Source organism: Roseburia sp. OM03-7AC, assembly GCF_003462625.1.
Taxonomy (GTDB): Bacteria; Bacillota; Clostridia; order Lachnospirales; family Lachnospiraceae; genus Roseburia_C; species Roseburia_C amylophila.
In genome coordinates this window covers 134709-150970 of record NZ_QTZJ01000002.1, presented here as the reverse complement: position 1 = coordinate 150970, position 16262 = coordinate 134709, and the positions used below count along the sequence as shown (strand labels likewise).

The window sequence follows — 16262 nt, the reverse complement described above, 5'->3', positions numbered from 1 at the left end:
CTCTAATACATTGTTGCCCTTAAAGAGCTTTTATGTGTCCGGTACCAGTAATTAGCAAAATCCTGGTATTTCTGATTAAACATAGCTGCTGAATTTGCGTATCTGTCCATTTCATTGTTATAATAATCAATCTGGCTCATAAGCCACTGAACATATAAATTGTCATATGGGGCAGGCACAAGAAGTTCTTTATCCATATCAGCTTCTGTATAAGGCTCTACCACTACATCCTCTTCACGTTCTCTTACGTTCAGGATTTCAATAGCAATTCTTTTATCCAATTCAGTGATCCAATCTAACTTTTCGTTATCCTCATAAGTATTTGGTTCCAGGTCATCCACCTTTGTTATTGCTTCATTTACCTTCATGTCTCTCTCCTTCTAAAAAAGAGGCACAACAATGCTGTGCCTCTCCTCGTTTTAATGGAATCTCTTATTAGTTAAAAGCCTTTCCTTTTGCAATAAGTTCCTGCTGTCTTCTCATTGCAAGCTGGTCCATTTCTGTACTGTTCTTCAGAACTTCAAAGATTGGTTTCGGAATGGTTACCTCTTCCCCTCTTTTAATTCTGTAATTATGTCCATTTAAAGCTACAAAAATGTCTCCTTTTTCACCATCCAATGGTGCCATGAACTTAACTTCTTCTTTCCATGGATCAGCTTCTACCGCATCTTTTACCTGAATTTCTTCTGTTGCCTTGGTTTCTTCTGTTGCCTTGGTTTCTTCTGCTACTTTCGTTCCTTCTGTTTTTGTTCCCATACAGTTTCCTCCTAGTTTGCCTCTACGCTTCCGCTGAATTTTGATGTTGATTCAATACGAATCATATACTGTTCTATCAGACGTTCTGCCGTTTTAATTGCTTTCCATCCTACCGTGGAGCGCTGGTTTAATGGGTCCTGTCCTGCACCTGCCGGCTTGATAATCATCTGTAATGCTCCGCCATCAATACCGGTTTTGGCATACGCATGTGCTCCAAGTACTAATGTACCAAATACTGCAGTATCTGCCGGGCATCCTGTGCCTTTCCAAATTTTTGCGTTTGAAGTAGATACAAAACGTACATTTCCAATCTTTCCAATTTCTCCTTCAAAGATTGCTTCTGGTGCTGCATATTTATGTACGTCAATCCATTCCTCGCTGCGCATAAGGTCATATGCTGCGTATGGATGAATAATGGCTACATAAGATTTCTGAATTTTTGGAGCATTCATTGTTTCAAGCATAGCTGCGGCACGGAAGAAGATTTCCGGCGTCAGTGTGTCTGCTGCTGTTAACTGGGCTCTTGTTGCTCTGTCTCCAACAATTAATACGTTTGTGCCACCGGCCATAACGTCTCTTGTTACATTGTCCAATGTCAAGCCTGCCTGAGCTCCTAATACTTTTGAAGCCTGCACAACATTGTTGTCAATGGCTGTAAGGTCCAGTACGTCAGAGATTGTGATGTAATCTCCGTACTGTTTTACCGTACTTGTAACTGTACTTACGCTTAAGCTATTTCCATCCGGTGTCACACCTTCTGTAAGTGGTGTATTCGCCGGTTTCAAAGAGTCATACTTTCTGAACTCAATCTGTTTACCACCGTTTTTAGGAATCGGATAATCATCTCCAAACTGGTCATGCACCAATTCTGGGGATGCTTCTTCAATCATTTCCTTTTCGTAAAATGTTTTATTTTCTGCTGACAGACTGGATGTACCAGTTGTCTGTGTATTCGGGTCTGCAAAAAACTGCAAGATATTTCTGATTTTCATATATATTCCTTTCTGAATTACGAGAAAGAAATACGTTCTCCTTTGAGTGCTCTCTTCTCGTATTCTCTCATCTGCTCAGACGTTAAATTTCTAACATCTACTTTCACTGTTTCTTGAGAACCGGAAGATGCTGCACCTTCAATTGGTCTTCCACTCTTTGAATTGATGCTTTTTACTACATTGTTTTTTGCTGTTTCTGCTGCCTGCGCCATTCCATATGTCATAATCTCATCATGGTGTGTGGCCATGTAAGCCGCTTCAATGCTTCCACCAACTTTAAGAATTGCCGTGAAGTCTGGATTTGCAAGTTCCTCATTAAGGTTAAAGTCCATGTTGTACTTCTTTCTTAATGCATCCGCCTGCTGTGTCCACTGTGCATAAATCTGCTCGCCTTCTTTTTTCTTCTCCAACTGTTCCATTGCTTCTGTCAGTTTCTTGTTTTCCAGTTTTACCCGGTTTACTTCCCGAAGCTGGTCTACGGACATTCCATGTCTTGCTGCTTCATCTTCCAGAAGTGCATTGTCCTGCTGTACTGCTCTTACGAGTCCTTCCACATCATCCGCTTCAAGACCATAACGCATAGCAAGCTCTCCCATGATTGGAGTCATTGCATCATACTGTTTCTGCAAGTTACTGATTGTTTCATTCGATTTTTTCAATCTGTCCTTAACGATTCCTTCTGTACGCTTTCTATATGCGTCTCTGTAATCGCCCTTAATCAGTTCCTCGAAGGCTTTTTCTGTGTCTTCCGGTGTTGTCGCATCCTGCGACGTTCCAGCGTCGTCCTGGTTACCTGTTCGACCGTCTGTGGCTCCGGCGTTGAGCCCTTCCGCCTGTCCTGCTGTTCCTTCTGCTCCAGTTGAAGCTGCGCCTGCTCCACCTTCCGCAAAAAACTGCAAGTTAAAATATTTTTTTCTCATACTTTCGTCCTTTCCGAAGTGCCATGTTTTTTTCTTAAACCACTTGCACTATATCAATTTATTTTTTTTGCAACTCCCAATTTTTGCCACAAATGAAATATTTTTTGGGAAATTTTTTTCAATGATTTTATAGCCGTTAAAAATTGTTTCTAATACTACTTCTGTCTCTTTGACCCAGTCCGTTATTTCCATTCTGCATCTCCCGGATTCTTCCATTTCCAAGACCGTAATTTTTACTTTTCCTGTTGCCTGCTGCTTTTGCAATTCCTCAAGAAGCGTAAATAAAAGGATACTGCATGCCGAGCACACAATATCCTTTCCTGCTTCTGCATAGTCAGCATGGCCTTCCATTTTTATTTCCAGCAGATTTTCTTCTTCTCTCACTCTGACTTTAAGCATATCTTTCTCCTATACTGACGTAGAATTTCTAGTCGCATGTGCCGCCTGACTTGTTAATGAGCCATTGCTGTTTCGATTCAGTACGGACTGACTCTGTGCCATAGGTTCTTCTGCCTGCTGCATTGCAAGCTGTGCATTTCCCGCTATTCTTTCTGCATAATTCGTTGTTCCGCCACTCGACATATCTACTGCCTGTGCCAGTGCAAGAGCCTGCTGCTGCATCTGTAAGTACAGGTTGTAATATGTCTGGGATTTATTTAATCTCTGCTTCACCTCGTCTTTTCCGTCAAAGTCCATCATATCCAGACATCCGATAGTCATTTCTGCATTCTGCGGATTAAAAAATCCAAGGTTGTAGAATTGTAATGCAAGCTGATTCTGTGTCTCCCTGGTGTATGCGCTCTGCTTTGCTGGTACAACCTTTACATCAAAAATTGGAACTCTTTCTGACTGTGCCTGTCCAAATCCTGTATCCATTGGTTGTCCTTTTAATGCGCTATTATCAAACGTCACATAATCTGTTTGTCCAGTTTCTCCGGTAATTCTGAATTCCCTTGGCTCATCATAAAATTGTCTGATAAGCTCAATCACCAGATAGCATATCTTTGTAAATGCTCTATAATCCGCTCTGTTTGCATCTCTCGATAATTTTCCGGATGCTTCCTGGAGACTTGCAATTCCACTTGCTGAAGTAACATTAGAGGTCTGTCCCTGTGCCGCTGCTGTATTTCCAGAAGTATCCTTCAGTTCTTCGATTTTATTATTCAAAATGGTTTCATAAATGCCCGCCATTGGTGTCGATGTGATCTGTCGAAAAGCATCCTCTCCCAAGTTTCCGCTAAAGTGCACAAGTGACTTTGAAAAATCGCAAAAATCATTTTCATTCAGCCCCACATCGTCTCTGACCGCCCATCTTGGCTTTGCCAGTGACAATCCATTTTCAAGAATACCCTGCTGCATCTTATCTATGTATGCCTGTGTATCTTTCATGACATCCACATATCCAAATCCGCAGACACTGCTCTCGATTGGAAACAATACATCAAACACAAATGGATATAGTCCATGATCATACAGCCCTGTATATTTTAATTCCTCGTCATTTTCTGTCGCATAGAGCACTTTCCCATTGCAGAATTTGCAATAATGCAGCACGTTCTTTCTTTTAATCAATCCATTATTGTCTTCAAGTACAATCGTTTTTTTATAATACCAGTCTACAACCGCAACCTTCTCTGTATTATCTTCCGCTTCCGTCTTTATGTACTGTGTAAGACTGATATCACTACCTGCCATTATCTCCTTATCTGGATAAGCAGCCTTTATGTCCTCTACGTCTTCCATGGATACATAGAATACATTCTTCGACCTCTGAATATCTTTTACTCCTGGTTCCCAGAAAAGATTCATAATGTCGACATTTTTAATTGATATGTCGCCTAATCCATTGTCTTTCGAACCATCCCAGAATACGCCTGTTACACAAGTTCCATTTTTTAATTTATACCATCCGCAAGCTGAATACGTCTCTTCAAATTCATTTCGTTCCAGTATAACCGGTATGATTTCTGATAAAGCCTTGGCTGCTCTTTCATCATTCTTTTCTCGTGGAAGCACATTTGCTTCTGGAAAATTGTCCATGATGTCAGCATGCTTATTGGCAAGTGCGTTAAAAAGCCATGCAGACCGTGGTTCTATTCTTTTTTCTGCTTCCTCTTCCTGTTCTTTTCTTGCATAATCCCAATGCCTTAACCTCCACCATTCCTCGTTTTCCACAATTGTATTTTCAAGGTTCTTTTTTCCGGCATGATATTTCCTCAATACTTCTGCTGCTTCTTTCACATCATCATCCGTGATAGCATCTACCGTCTGCTCTTCCGGCATCTCATTTTCTTTTAATTTCGTCTGCATTGATGTATCCTGCTGTTCTTTTTCCTGTTGCACCGGTGCAACTTCTGTTATTTTTCCTTTTTTATAAGCCATCTCTCATCCTCCTAAATATTTAATATCTGTACTCCTTGGCTTCTTTTTTGCTCTTTGAACATATCTAGTGGGTCGAATGCCGGTTTTTTTTGTAATACATTTCCTCTCGGAGCAATTGGGTGCTCCATAAGCACATATCTGCATTCATCATAGATGTGGTCTTCTTCTGTTGTGTCAATATCTTCTGGAATTGTCTCGCTATATGTAAGGTTTGGGATTGTTCTGATGAAGTTTCTGCATGTGTTAAAAATTTGAAACATACAATCTCCCATTTCATCGAAGGCAAACCTATAGTGATACTGCATCTTTCCCGGCAGTCTGACATGGTCTCCGCCATGGAAATATACAAAATTAGGGCTTCTCTCCATCATTCTGGCAACAGATTCTCCTCTTGACTCATCAAATATAGCCGGATCCGCTACACCTGTGATTCTCTTACCTTTCAGCAACGGATTATTTTCTTCGACTTCTCGAATCTTTCTTGCCTGTTCTACGGGATGCTCTTTTAATCCCTGATTAGCAATTCCATTCCAACCGTACAGCTCTGCTATCCGGTATATCTTTCCCTTTGTATCTACTGCATACCATCCAACTGAATACGGCTTTGCATATCCGAAGTCGAACCCCCGGTATATCTTCCAATGGTCCGGTATTTGAAATGGCTCAATTACATGCGTCCACATTCTGTCTTTATAATGATTTGGATCATCTCTGAATTCTGTAAAAACCTGTCCGCTAAAGCTGTCCCATGAGCCATACATCAGGGCATTTCTTTCTGCCTCTGGCAATGCCGCCAGGTTTGCTAAATAATCCGGGTCATTCTCTAACAGTTTTTTATTATCAAATACTGTGGCCGGTATGTATATCCTGTCTCGTGAAAGCTGTATCTTCTCACCCTTCGGATTAAGCACGCTGTACCTTTCCACAATCCTTGTATTTGGCGGTGCAGGCGTTACAAATCTCTGCTTTACCCATGCCATCCCTTTTCCATCCGGATTCGCTGTCGCTCTCATGTATACCCTTGTACCAGGTCCCATTGGTCTGTTACGAGACATCATATACTGATACTGCGTCAGTGAGAAATGTGTTAATTCATCAAATCCAATAAAATCGTATGCTTTTCCTTGGTAGTTGAAGCGGTCAGAGTCTCTTTGCATGTATCCAAAAAATATCTTTGCGCCGGACTCAAACAGCCAGCGCTTTTTATTTTCATTAAATTTGGGGCGCTGCCCCTTCAAATTGCCGTACAAGTCATAGGATCGTGTAATTAATCCTTCAAGCTGCGGTACTGTGTCTCGGAATATGATTCCTCTGTAATTTGGTATGTTTATCTGTCTTAACGCTTCCGCTAACATGGAATCTGACTTTCCACCGCCTGCTGCTCCTCCAAATAAGACCTCATACTCCGGTCTTTCCATGAATATCTTCTGCTTCGGCTGTGGCATCCACGAAGCACTCATCTTCATCCACCTCCTTTACTGGTGGCAGGAATACTACTCCTTCATTGTCCTCTCCATCGTCTTCACCTTTAAAGCCATGCTTGTCCAACCAGTCAATTGCTTTCTGCGAATCTTTCAGTTCGATAGCTACTCCATGCGCTGTATTCTTTATGGCCTTTACTGTCTGCCAGTCTATTAGATCCGGATTTTTAATGCTCATTCCATATGCAGATACATTTACAACGTCTGATAAATCAGCAAAAGCGATTCTTGATTGCAGTTCAGCTACATCCTCTTCTTTTGGAAGCATTCTCTCCATCTTGTCCCGCCGGATCTCTTCCAAGCGTTCTTTGATTTTAGGATTTTTTAGCTTATTATGTGCAGAAACGGCCGCCGACTGGTAAGAGCAGTGATAAACACGCATATAGCTTCTTACTGCATTGAAAGATTTTGCGTAATACTGGCAAAAAAGCTCGTCTCTGTCTACTGCATTCTCCTCTTCTGGCAAATCTTTTTCTTCTTCTGTATATGCATTCTTTTTTTGTGTGCACACTTTTTTTCGCTTTTTGTGTGCACACTTTTTTCCACCGCCTCTTTCCCATCCATATCGTTGCTTCCAGGACTTGACCGTATTCAGGCTGATTCCATATTTTTCCGCTATTTCTTTATATTTCATGCCAAGCATGTAATCATTTTCTGCTTCTTCATGTACTTCTCCCATACGGTCCTCCCTTCTCCATTTCTGCCTGTATTTTATAAAGAGATGCATCCTTTTTCTCCCCGAAACTGTCTCCTTTTTTATTTTTTGTGCATTTTGCAAGTAACCGGAGAACTGCTCCCTCTCATGATGGAAGATTTTAAGTAAAAAAATATGAGCATCAGCATACTTTACAGATGTGCTGACGCTCATATTTTTTCATTGCTTTATAATACGTCTATGGCATAACGATTTTCACCCTTGCATCCACAATAAATCCATTATGTATAGGGCTATAGTCTTTTTCAAACTGGATTGCTCCATTTTCTTTGAGTTTTTCGCAGATTTCACGCGCCAGCATATTTTTTGCAATTTCTACCATCCGATTTTCTCCCATTTCAATTACGTCCTGTAGTAGAATTACTTCCCGAGCTGCTAATGTTTTAATCTCTTTTCTGTCATATTCCATTGCTTTGAAGCTTAATTCATTGTTTAATCTTCTGTTTTCTCTCAAGGCAGCGTTATACTCTGCTTTCAGGCGTTTCCTTTTTAGACGTATCTCTTTCCGTTGCTTTTTCACGTTTTTCCTCCTGTTCTTTTCTATCCATTGTCACATTCTGGTCTATTATCATACTTTTCTTCCATCATCCTCTTAATCTCACACTTGCATTTATACTTGTAGCAATTCTGCTTCTGATATGTTCTTTTTCTTACCTTCGACTTAAATCCAATTGCCAATTCTGTTTTTCCCGGGCCCTCACATGTTATCTTTGTAGCTGAATCCCTTATAAAAAACGGACATTTCGTTTTTGCGTCACTTGTTTTATTCATTACCGCCTTCTCCCTCCTACACTTTCACACGCCCTTTATCTGAGAAGCTATCATATCTGCTGTATGTGTCCAAAGAACATTCGGGTATCTCCGCACCGCCCGGCTGTAAAACTCCCATTCTGACTTATCTGTGAACGCTCCCATGTGATATCTGATACACATTTTCTCTTCTTCTGTGAGGTCTATTAAGCCCATCAGCATGATAAGGCTCTTGTCTCCGTGTCCTGGGTACAGTCTTTCTTTGTTCCGTTCAATTCCAGTTTTGGCCGGCTCGTCCCCAATTGAGACAGTATGATAATCATCCAGCTTGCATACGTCATGTAGTAGTCCTATTATCTCTGGGCTTTCCGGTCTCTCCCACCTTAAACCCATCTTTACGGTTATTCTCTCAAGTTCATATGCCACCTGGAGTGAATGCTTCATTAATCCACCCTCATACGCTCCGTGATGATCCTTTGAAGCCGGCGCTGTAAAGTATTCTTTTTCTTCAAGCCATGCTATCAGTTTTGGCCACTTTCTCAATATGTCTCTTACTAGGTCTTTTTCATCATCTTTTCCCCTCTTTCCGGCTTTTATTGGAACTCTTCTCATGAATTCTCTCATTGTGCTCTACCCTCCATTTCTTTCAGCTTGGCTTCGGCTTCCTCTCTTGATAAAAACCATGTCTTCTTATACTTGTTTTCTTGCAGCGTTCGGCATGTACAGCATTCCCTGTCTATATCTCCTTCCATATACCATCCGTTTTCTGTAAAAGTAATTAAAGCCACTTTCTGGTGAAAAACTCTGTTATTTTTAGGGAACCCCTCAAAAATATTCATTCGAAAATTCGTTTCACTAGGAACTATGTATACGTCCGAGCCAATTCTGCACGGCAACTTCAGTAATAACCCCTGTTTTTCCGCATCACTCGGTGTTTCGCTCACGATTTCAAAGCATTCCTTTTTCCACTTTAAAACGTTGCTCAATTCATATGAACTGTATCCTATGTGGTGATAGCTCTCTCCGATTTCCTTGTACTTAATTTCGTAATATGGCTTTTCATCCATCATTGTCACAATGATGTCTAGACTTGATACTTTAATACGTTCGTTTTCCATCAAATCCCACTCCTTCCCACATACTCTCCGTATGTCATGCCTGCTTCTCTCGCTTTTGCATTTACCCAGGCAATGCTTCCTACCTTAAGCTCCGGCTTCTTATATGCCGCCTTTCTTCTTTCTGCTCTTTCCTTCATCCGTTCCTGCCGGCACGCTACTGAGCAGATTACTTCCTTGCCTACTGGCATAAACAGCTTTCCACACTGCTTGCATCGTCTTCTTCTCATTATGCAAATCCCTCCGTCTCTCCGCATTCATACCATGTATTCCATGGTTTATAATTGCCGTGCTTGTAAACTTTTCCGCTCAGCGGATTCTCTGCAATCATAAGAATGTACATATCCTCCTCTGCCAGTCCGTTCTTCTTGGCCAGATTATAAATATCTTCAAAAGTTAATGTCTCTTTCTCTTCCTCTGTAGGCATTAATTCCAGGCATTTAAAGGTTTCATTCTCGCTGTGGAAAAATACTCTTATTATGTCTGCTTCAATTAACTCTTCATTTTCTACTGGTTTCATTCTGCATTCCCTCCATTCTTCTGTATCTGCTCTATTCTCCAGCATATGCTTGTTAATTCTTCCAAGCACTTCTCCAATTCCCGGTTTTCCCAGAGGCGGTCCAGCTTCTTAATACTGGAACTTACTGCCGCTGCATAACCTCTTAATACATTTTTATCTAAGCCTGCTGCCGCCGGAGCTTCCTCTGTAGCTTTTTCTTCCTGTACTTCTTCCGGCTCATTGTCCACAACTTCTCCGGAAAGCACCTCGCATTCTGTTTTTTCAACGTTTTCCGGCTTTTTAGGAACGTTTTCTGGCTTTTCAGGAACGTTTTCCGGTTGCACCGGTGCAACTCCGAAGGTTTTTTCATATGCATCCGGCATATCTGCCACCGGAACAAATACCTCTCTGACCTTGGCTGCGTACTCATCCATGCTTAAGGTCTGTTTTTCATTGTCTTTGACTGCCAGAATATCCACTGGCTGCCCTTCTCCTTTGAAGGATGTGAATACCTTTCCGATTCCCTGTGGCCTGGAAGCCAATACTGCAATTCCTGATGGTGCCAGGATGCTCTCAAGCTCTTCTGAATCTCCATCCTTTGTCCACTTCACCAGCTCTTTGAACTTTTCCGGATTATCCTTTGCGTACTTGTATATGGCTTTCTGGCACAGTTCCATATCCGCCTGCTGCTCATCTGTGCCCTCAATGGCTACTTCTAATGGTGATATGGCTTCCTCTGCTTTGACCTCTGCCTTGACTTCTGCAATCTCTTTTCTTGTCATTTCAGGCGATATGAGATCTACTACCTCAATTGGAAGGGTGAGCATATCCTGGAGCTTTGCCACGCCGTACCCTTCGTACTTATCCTGGAGGCGGTCAGAATAACCGCCCTCACTGTATCTGTCATTAATGGCTATGTACCGTGATACAATATCTTTTGAAAGACCATATTCTGCCTTTGCAAATTCAGCTACTGTACTGTATCCGGATGATGCAAGGATATCTGTGTCTCTTGCCTTTTTCAGCAGGTAGCCGGTTCTTACGAAGCCTGCTGCCTGATTTGCAAGCTCTGTATCCAGTGCTTTTTTAAACTGCTCGTAGTTCTGAATCTCTCTTAATCCTTCCATATCAAACCTCCATAAAGTCTTTTTCTAATGCATCCACCAGCATGGTACCCTGCAGTCTTCCATGCCATATCAGCTTTTTCTCTTTTCTGAGCTGTCCATAGTTCTTTTTTCTTGCCTTATTACTCTTATCAGCCAGCACCGCATCCTCTTTTGAAAGGTTTTTCTTTACCCACTGCTGCCACTCTTTCAGGAAAGGCATTGCATCCTCAAGGTCTGCATAGGCTTCATTTAATACTGATTTCTTCTGTCTGATATTGCCGCCCGGCTCTACCTCCAATGTATACCATGGGGTATCCGGTGCTTCTGTCTTTCTAAGGAAAAGCAGATATGTTTCCCGGATGTCAATGCGCTGGAAGTAGATGTCGCAAGTGTGTATGCAGTGTTTTAATGCCATGCCCTCCACATAGATGTCTTTTATGCCGGTTGGGGCAACAATGCAGTATTTATCATTCTGATACTCATACTTTTTCAATGTTCCTTCCTGCATCAGCTTTTCCGCTTTCTTAAAGGTCTTTTTCTTCTCCTCTATCTCTGTGCCTTTCTTCAACATATCTTCCTGGAGCACCAGCTCATTATGTGCCACGGTCAAGTCCTTTGGCCGGATTAACATACCGTTTGTCATATCCGTCTTTCTCTTTTCCAGCATGTTTATGTAATCCTCCCAGTCCATCCAGATGTCGGATAATGCTCTCTTTCTTACCGCCTGCTGCTTTCTCAAGTAATTAGCCGCCTGCTGCACGCTGACATATTGAAGGATACTGCAGTCTGCTCCGCCCGCTCTTGCTTCTGCAAGCGTCTTAATATCTTCATCCCTCCATACAGTATTTGCCTTTTTCTCGTCCTGAAGCCATAGAAGCTCACATCTCTTTCCATTCATCTTTTTCAGGCGATTCAGTCTTGCCTTGTCAAGCTGCAGTGCCTTTATAAGTTCTGTCTGCTCCTCGTCTATTAACTCTCTGTACCAGTATTCGCTCCGTATCAGCTCTGTTCCCATTGCGTAAAGCCCTGCCTTGTACGCTTTTTCAATCAGCGGGTTGGTTTTTTCCCTCTTCATGAAGTAAATAGGATTTTCTTTATAGCCATGCTTGACCGCAATGTTATATGCCGTGTTTGTATTTTTCAGCAGAGCAGATAGATTTCTCTTGTAGATTTTTTCATAATTCCCATAATATATGTTTACTCTGTCCTGTCTTCTCCAGCACTTTCCTTTCAGTTTGAAGTCCTCATAGTGGTATTCCTCCAGCCCTTCATCTGTGAAAAGTATCCTTTTTGTCTCACGGATTGATAAGCCTGTCTCTCCTGCATGGAAATATGCTTCCGTGTCCGCCCTTGTACACTGGAATGTTCTTTCCACGATTCCATTACGGTATCTCTGCAGCAAGATGGCAGTGCCATAGGACCAGATAAGATTTCTTTTTTTCTTCCTAGAAACATAGATTATCTTTTTTCCGCAGTGCGGGCATTTTTCCCATTCATTATGCTTTGGTTTTTTATTTATCGGGACTTCGCAAAGACATCCGGTACAGTAACCCGTCTCTGCGTCTGCTCCATTATAAAAAATATAATGGTCGCTGAATGCTTCTGTTTTCCAGAATTTTTCAAATCCTTCCGGCAGTTTTTTGGGAACATCCTTCATGGCTGCGTCCCATGCATCCATCAGCCTTTTTGCCTTTTCCTCTTCCTTGTCCGACCGGATTTTTTTCTGCCATTCAATCACCCCCTCTATCCCGGTTTTTTCCGTCTTCAGCAGTGCCTTTATCTCTGCCTTTCCTGCCGGATTCAGGTAATACATTTCATCTGAATCGTAATACAAATTCCACCAGTTTTCGTCGTCCAGGTTATCTATCCTTGCTGTCCGCCATTTGTATGAGCCGTCTTTCTGCCTTTCTCTTGTGATATAAGCCCCGTCTTTAAAGTCAATGAACACATCCCATGCAGGTTCTGTGATTCCCTTTTTCACATCATCTGACCGGCATATTGCAATTTTTAAGTATTTACCAAGATTCTGGCACCGGCACACATAGGCATAGCGTCTTTTATTTAATCCGCCCCTATATCTTCTTACTTTTTTTCCCGGCATTTTCGCCATGTAAATCATGGCTGGTGTGGCTGGAAGTCTTCTCAGCTTATTCAACTCATTCTTTTTCACTGTACCTTCCTCCCTTTCACATCATAATAGGTGTCCGGCAGGTACTTTTTTCCGTCTATCGGATACTCTGCGCATTCTGTAATTTCGCCACTTTTGTCCTCTTTTATCAAAAAAACAGTGTCTCCTTTTCCGCCTGCTGCCACCGGGCTTCTCCCTCGCACGATCACATATCCGTCTGATGCTGTCCCTTTGTTTCTCACAACAGAATTTGACTTCATCTTCGGATGATTTGCCAGCCATATGACGCCTTCCCTTATCAGTTCCAGCTTTGTAAGCTCCTTGATAAGCCGTATTTCCGGAGCAGATATCCTGGTGTTATATCCGTCCTCATCGATGTTGCCTGCCAGCTCCACAATGAAGTAACGCCCATTTCTGTAGTAATTCAGCACATCGAGCGGGTTATCTGTGGCATGGAATCCATCTTTTGCACAGTGCGCCTTGTCTTCCCGGTGCCATACCCCCGGTTCATACTGGAAGGTTCCTTTTCCCATGGTGCATGTCAGGTCTTTATTAAATCCCTTGTATGCAAATCTCATTTTGTGCCTCCGTAATATGCCTTGATGGTCTTCTTGCGCTCTGCCATATTAGGGAATCCAATTGAAATTCCATGGTCGCCTGCTACTTTTGCCACTTCCTTTGCCTGCTGCACAATGCGTTTGTCTACCACCGCTTTTTCTTCAAATCCTTTTTCCAGTAAAATAGCCATATATCCGGCAAGTGAATGATTCATCACTCCGGCGCATACTTTTTCATTCTCAAGGCACTCCTGACGTATTTCATCCACCCAGTCCATAAGCACTCCGGCAATCTTTAAATCTTCTGATTCCGCTTTCAATCTTCCGTGTGCTGCGGTACATGGTGTTGCCAATACCTCCGTTTCACCTGCTGCATAGTCCTCTGCATCCTCTTCATCAAGTCCGTTTTCTGTTGCAATTTCAACAATGCTTTTATATAATCCCTCTGCTTTCAGCTCTGCTGCCTTTTTGTTTAATTTTTCTACGGTTTTGAATTCGCCAAATTTTTCAAACATAATACTTATTTCCTCCTTCTGATTTTTCCCGGCACATAGAATATGTGCGATTTTAAAAAAAATAAAATTCAAATTATTCCGCTACATGATTCTGGCAGTTCCCGGAGCGGACATTTTTCATGCCGTTTCTCGGTAAAAGTATTCTGTGACAGCCTTGATACTCCATTATTGAGTACATTCATAAGCTGGCATTTCTTAATGCCTTGAAACTCATACAGGAATTTACACATACTGCACGATTCCGGCATATCCATAACCAATATTGCTTTAGCCATATCTCACACTCCTTACCACCCAAATATTACATACCCCGGCATTAGACCATACTCCGGCACATTACGCAGAATATATTTTATTTCACGTTTTACAGTTTGACCCGTGAACTCGTTTTCGTTCCACTCCGCCAACACAACCACGTCACCGATCTGCAAATTATCTTCATCCTTACGGATTTCAAATTTTTTCTTATCATGTATAACTGCTTCGAAATATTTCGGCAGAATCTTTTTCTTAACTTCTCTCATCTACTCCACCACCTCTCAACATTTTCAAAAACTTTTCATCGTTTCTTTTGCACATCTTTGCTCTTTCACAAGGTTTTTCGCACTTAAAATAGTCACTCCCATATTTCTTGTGATCTGATTTATCGCAATGCTCGCATGGCTTATTCATCTATTCCACCGCCTTTTACAATCTCAATAGCCTTTTCATAGGCTATAAGCATTCCTAATTCCTTTGGTTTATCATTTACAATATCATCAAGTACCCTATTTACTGGGACAAGGCTTTTCAGCTTTTCCAACTGCTTCACAACCTTTTCTCTATTACAGCAATCCCAGCACTCATCTGGAGTCATCCCTGAATCTTCATAATCCTTCAGTTTTGCCAATGCTCCATATATCTTCTCTTGTACCTGCTGTGTTATCGTCTCGCCCACATGGAGCTGATTCCATTTAACACCTTTCAAAGCCCAGTTGCCTTGTTCATCCTTAATTGTCAGTCTTCCCATCACGTTCTCCTTTCTCCGGAGCATGGTGTATATGTGTGGTCTTTTGTACCTCTTCCAAAAAACGCTCCGCATTCTGTGTTTATGCGGTTTCCATGCTCCGGCTGTGACAGATTTATAAGTTCCTTTGTGTATATGTAAGTAATCTTGGAGGTCTAGACTTCTGCCGCCCTCTGGACGGTTGTTTTGCGGTTTATTTTAATGTTTCCTTTTTTAGTCTCGCTTACCATCATCTTGAGTTCACCGGTAACCTCAACAGTTACCTTTTCTGCAATTCCATCCACCACATAGCCTGCTGCCTGATGAAGCATCTGCATCCTTGCATCTGTAAGCTCCGGTTTATTTCCTGATCCGAAAAGCTCTTCAATTCTGAAATCTGCCTTTTCTTTCCGGTACAACTTTGATATATAATTCTGTGCTTCATAACAATTGCACTGCTCTGTGGCCAGTTCGTTCAATTCATCCTCGTTGAATTCCTCCAGTGCCTCTACGAGCTTTATCTGACCGCAAAATCTGCAGGCTCCATTTTTTTCTACAGCCCTGTCCTTATTTTCTTTCACTAATTTTTTCAGCATCTTCATACTCCTTTCTTATATACCAGCTTCTCCCGGTTCCAATCCGGGTACTGCTCTTTCAGGTAACATTCTGCAAATTCAAGCATTTCATCTCTTAAGCCCTTATTTCCGTTGTCCAGTAACTGATGGTGACTCCGGCAGGCGGTTACACCGTTCTGCTCCACTCCAAGCCCACCCTGGCTCCGGTTCACTACATGGGCGATATCCCGGATGTACGCCCCGAAGTCCTTCTTTACAAGCGGCCATCTGCCACTAGCACAGAATATACAGGTATCTCCGTCTCTGCTAATGATTCTTGCGATTGTGCCCTTATCGAAGGTGCACGCTTTTGTTCTTCTGCTCTTGCTCATACTCTCTCATTCTCCTGTCCTGCCACATGGAATACTTGGTGTGCTCCTCATAGCAAATATTTATATTATGTGGTGCAAGCAGCTCTGCCGCCCGCCGCCATAAAACACTGTTTTTCACCGGCTCTCCATTCTGCTTCCTGAAGTCTGCCGCTATCCAGTCATCCAAGAACCGATTCACACCGGATTCCAGATATTTACTGTCTGTGAATATCTCAAGGTCAGACGCTCTTCTCATATGCTCCATGGCTTTTATCAGCCCCAGCAAGGCTATCTGATTGGCTGTGCCGATGTCTTTCCCGGTCTCTTCCAGTGTCTTCTCTCCTTCACTGGTATCTGCTTCCAGGATGCCACAGTAACACCCTTCCGCTTTCCGGAGACCATGGTATGAAGTTCTTAAGTAAATCCTTGCTTCCAT

General features: G+C 42.2%; 24 protein-coding genes. All 24 read right to left on the bottom strand.

From position 1 onward, the window contains the following. Positions 1-2 precede the first annotated feature (2 nt). The gene (locus tag DXB39_RS07120; RefSeq protein WP_117841388.1) at positions 3-368 is read right to left on the bottom strand and encodes a hypothetical protein; all 366 of its coding nucleotides are present in this window, start codon (positions 366-368) and stop codon (positions 3-5) included. Positions 369-435: 67 nt separating this feature from the next. Further along, positions 436-756, bottom strand: coding sequence for a hypothetical protein (locus tag DXB39_RS15045; RefSeq protein ID WP_242988676.1), 321 nt, complete (start codon positions 754-756; stop codon positions 436-438). A gap of 11 nt (positions 757-767) precedes the next feature. Beyond that, positions 768-1748, bottom strand: a complete 981-nt coding sequence (locus DXB39_RS07110) for a N4-gp56 family major capsid protein (RefSeq protein ID WP_117841389.1) — start codon at positions 1746-1748, stop codon at positions 768-770. A gap of 17 nt (positions 1749-1765) precedes the next feature. Then, positions 1766-2668 (bottom strand): hypothetical protein, encoded by a 903-nt coding sequence (locus tag DXB39_RS07105; RefSeq protein WP_117841390.1) that lies wholly within the window; start codon positions 2666-2668, stop codon positions 1766-1768. Positions 2669-2716: 48 nt separating this feature from the next. Beyond that, positions 2717-3067 (bottom strand): ribosomal-processing cysteine protease Prp, encoded by a 351-nt coding sequence (locus DXB39_RS07100; RefSeq protein ID WP_117841391.1) that lies wholly within the window; start codon positions 3065-3067, stop codon positions 2717-2719. A 9-nt stretch (positions 3068-3076) separates the two neighbouring features. Beyond that, a complete protein-coding gene (locus DXB39_RS07095) occupies positions 3077-5050 on the bottom strand; it encodes a portal protein (RefSeq protein ID WP_199535123.1) in 1974 nt (657 codons plus the stop codon). 11 nt (positions 5051-5061) lie between these two features. Beyond that, entirely contained in the window at positions 5062-6510 is a 1449-nt protein-coding gene (locus tag DXB39_RS07090) for a terminase large subunit domain-containing protein (protein ID WP_243006005.1), read from the bottom strand. After that, positions 6449-7210: a terminase small subunit gene (locus DXB39_RS07085; RefSeq protein ID WP_158565974.1), complete on the bottom strand. Its 762-nt coding sequence runs from the start codon at positions 7208-7210 to the stop codon at positions 6449-6451. Before DXB39_RS07085 ends, DXB39_RS07090 begins: the two co-directional genes overlap by 62 nt. A gap of 214 nt (positions 7211-7424) precedes the next feature. After that, positions 7425-7766 carry a hypothetical protein gene (locus tag DXB39_RS07080; RefSeq protein ID WP_117841394.1) on the bottom strand — a complete coding sequence of 114 codons (342 nt, stop codon included), beginning with the start codon at positions 7764-7766 and terminating at the stop codon, positions 7425-7427. 20 nt (positions 7767-7786) lie between these two features. After that, the gene (locus DXB39_RS07075) at positions 7787-8017 is read right to left on the bottom strand and encodes a hypothetical protein (RefSeq protein ID WP_117841395.1); all 231 of its coding nucleotides are present in this window, start codon (positions 8015-8017) and stop codon (positions 7787-7789) included. 24 nt (positions 8018-8041) lie between these two features. Beyond that, a complete protein-coding gene (locus tag DXB39_RS07070; protein WP_243006006.1) occupies positions 8042-8620 on the bottom strand; it encodes a hypothetical protein in 579 nt (192 codons plus the stop codon). After that, on the bottom strand, positions 8617-9114 hold the full coding sequence (locus tag DXB39_RS07065) for a hypothetical protein (RefSeq protein WP_117841396.1): 498 nt from the start codon (positions 9112-9114) through the stop codon (positions 8617-8619). Before DXB39_RS07065 ends, DXB39_RS07070 begins: the two co-directional genes overlap by 4 nt. After that, positions 9114-9341 carry a hypothetical protein gene (locus DXB39_RS07060; RefSeq protein WP_117841397.1) on the bottom strand — a complete coding sequence of 76 codons (228 nt, stop codon included), beginning with the start codon at positions 9339-9341 and terminating at the stop codon, positions 9114-9116. The genes DXB39_RS07065 and DXB39_RS07060 overlap by 1 nt, the downstream gene beginning before the upstream one ends. After that, positions 9341-9631, bottom strand: coding sequence for a hypothetical protein (locus DXB39_RS07055; protein WP_117841398.1), 291 nt, complete (start codon positions 9629-9631; stop codon positions 9341-9343). The genes DXB39_RS07060 and DXB39_RS07055 overlap by 1 nt, the downstream gene beginning before the upstream one ends. Continuing rightward, positions 9628-10737: a hypothetical protein gene (locus DXB39_RS07050; RefSeq protein ID WP_117841399.1), complete on the bottom strand. Its 1110-nt coding sequence runs from the start codon at positions 10735-10737 to the stop codon at positions 9628-9630. Before DXB39_RS07050 ends, DXB39_RS07055 begins: the two co-directional genes overlap by 4 nt. A 1-nt stretch (position 10738) precedes the next feature. Further along, positions 10739-12886 carry a PcfJ domain-containing protein gene (locus DXB39_RS07045; RefSeq protein WP_117841400.1) on the bottom strand — a complete coding sequence of 716 codons (2148 nt, stop codon included), beginning with the start codon at positions 12884-12886 and terminating at the stop codon, positions 10739-10741. Further along, positions 12883-13422, bottom strand: coding sequence for a DUF7666 domain-containing protein (locus DXB39_RS07040; RefSeq protein ID WP_117841401.1), 540 nt, complete (start codon positions 13420-13422; stop codon positions 12883-12885). The genes DXB39_RS07045 and DXB39_RS07040 overlap by 4 nt, the downstream gene beginning before the upstream one ends. Beyond that, positions 13419-13916 carry a hypothetical protein gene (locus tag DXB39_RS07035; protein ID WP_117841402.1) on the bottom strand — a complete coding sequence of 166 codons (498 nt, stop codon included), beginning with the start codon at positions 13914-13916 and terminating at the stop codon, positions 13419-13421. The genes DXB39_RS07040 and DXB39_RS07035 overlap by 4 nt, the downstream gene beginning before the upstream one ends. Before the next feature lie 68 nt (positions 13917-13984). Continuing rightward, positions 13985-14191: a hypothetical protein gene (locus tag DXB39_RS07030; RefSeq protein WP_117841403.1), complete on the bottom strand. Its 207-nt coding sequence runs from the start codon at positions 14189-14191 to the stop codon at positions 13985-13987. Positions 14192-14203: 12 nt separating this feature from the next. Then, on the bottom strand, positions 14204-14440 hold the full coding sequence (locus tag DXB39_RS07025) for a DUF3850 domain-containing protein (protein WP_117841404.1): 237 nt from the start codon (positions 14438-14440) through the stop codon (positions 14204-14206). Positions 14441-14580: 140 nt separating this feature from the next. Continuing rightward, complete coding sequence (locus tag DXB39_RS07020) at positions 14581-14925, bottom strand: hypothetical protein (RefSeq protein ID WP_117841405.1); 345 nt, start codon at positions 14923-14925, stop codon at positions 14581-14583. 152 nt (positions 14926-15077) lie between these two features. Continuing rightward, positions 15078-15497, bottom strand: a complete 420-nt coding sequence (locus tag DXB39_RS07015; protein ID WP_117841406.1) for a hypothetical protein — start codon at positions 15495-15497, stop codon at positions 15078-15080. Positions 15498-15499: 2 nt separating this feature from the next. After that, a complete protein-coding gene (locus DXB39_RS07010; protein ID WP_117841407.1) occupies positions 15500-15847 on the bottom strand; it encodes an HNH endonuclease in 348 nt (115 codons plus the stop codon). Continuing rightward, a complete protein-coding gene (locus tag DXB39_RS07005; protein ID WP_117841408.1) occupies positions 15807-16262 on the bottom strand; it encodes an RNase H family protein in 456 nt (151 codons plus the stop codon). The genes DXB39_RS07010 and DXB39_RS07005 overlap by 41 nt, the downstream gene beginning before the upstream one ends.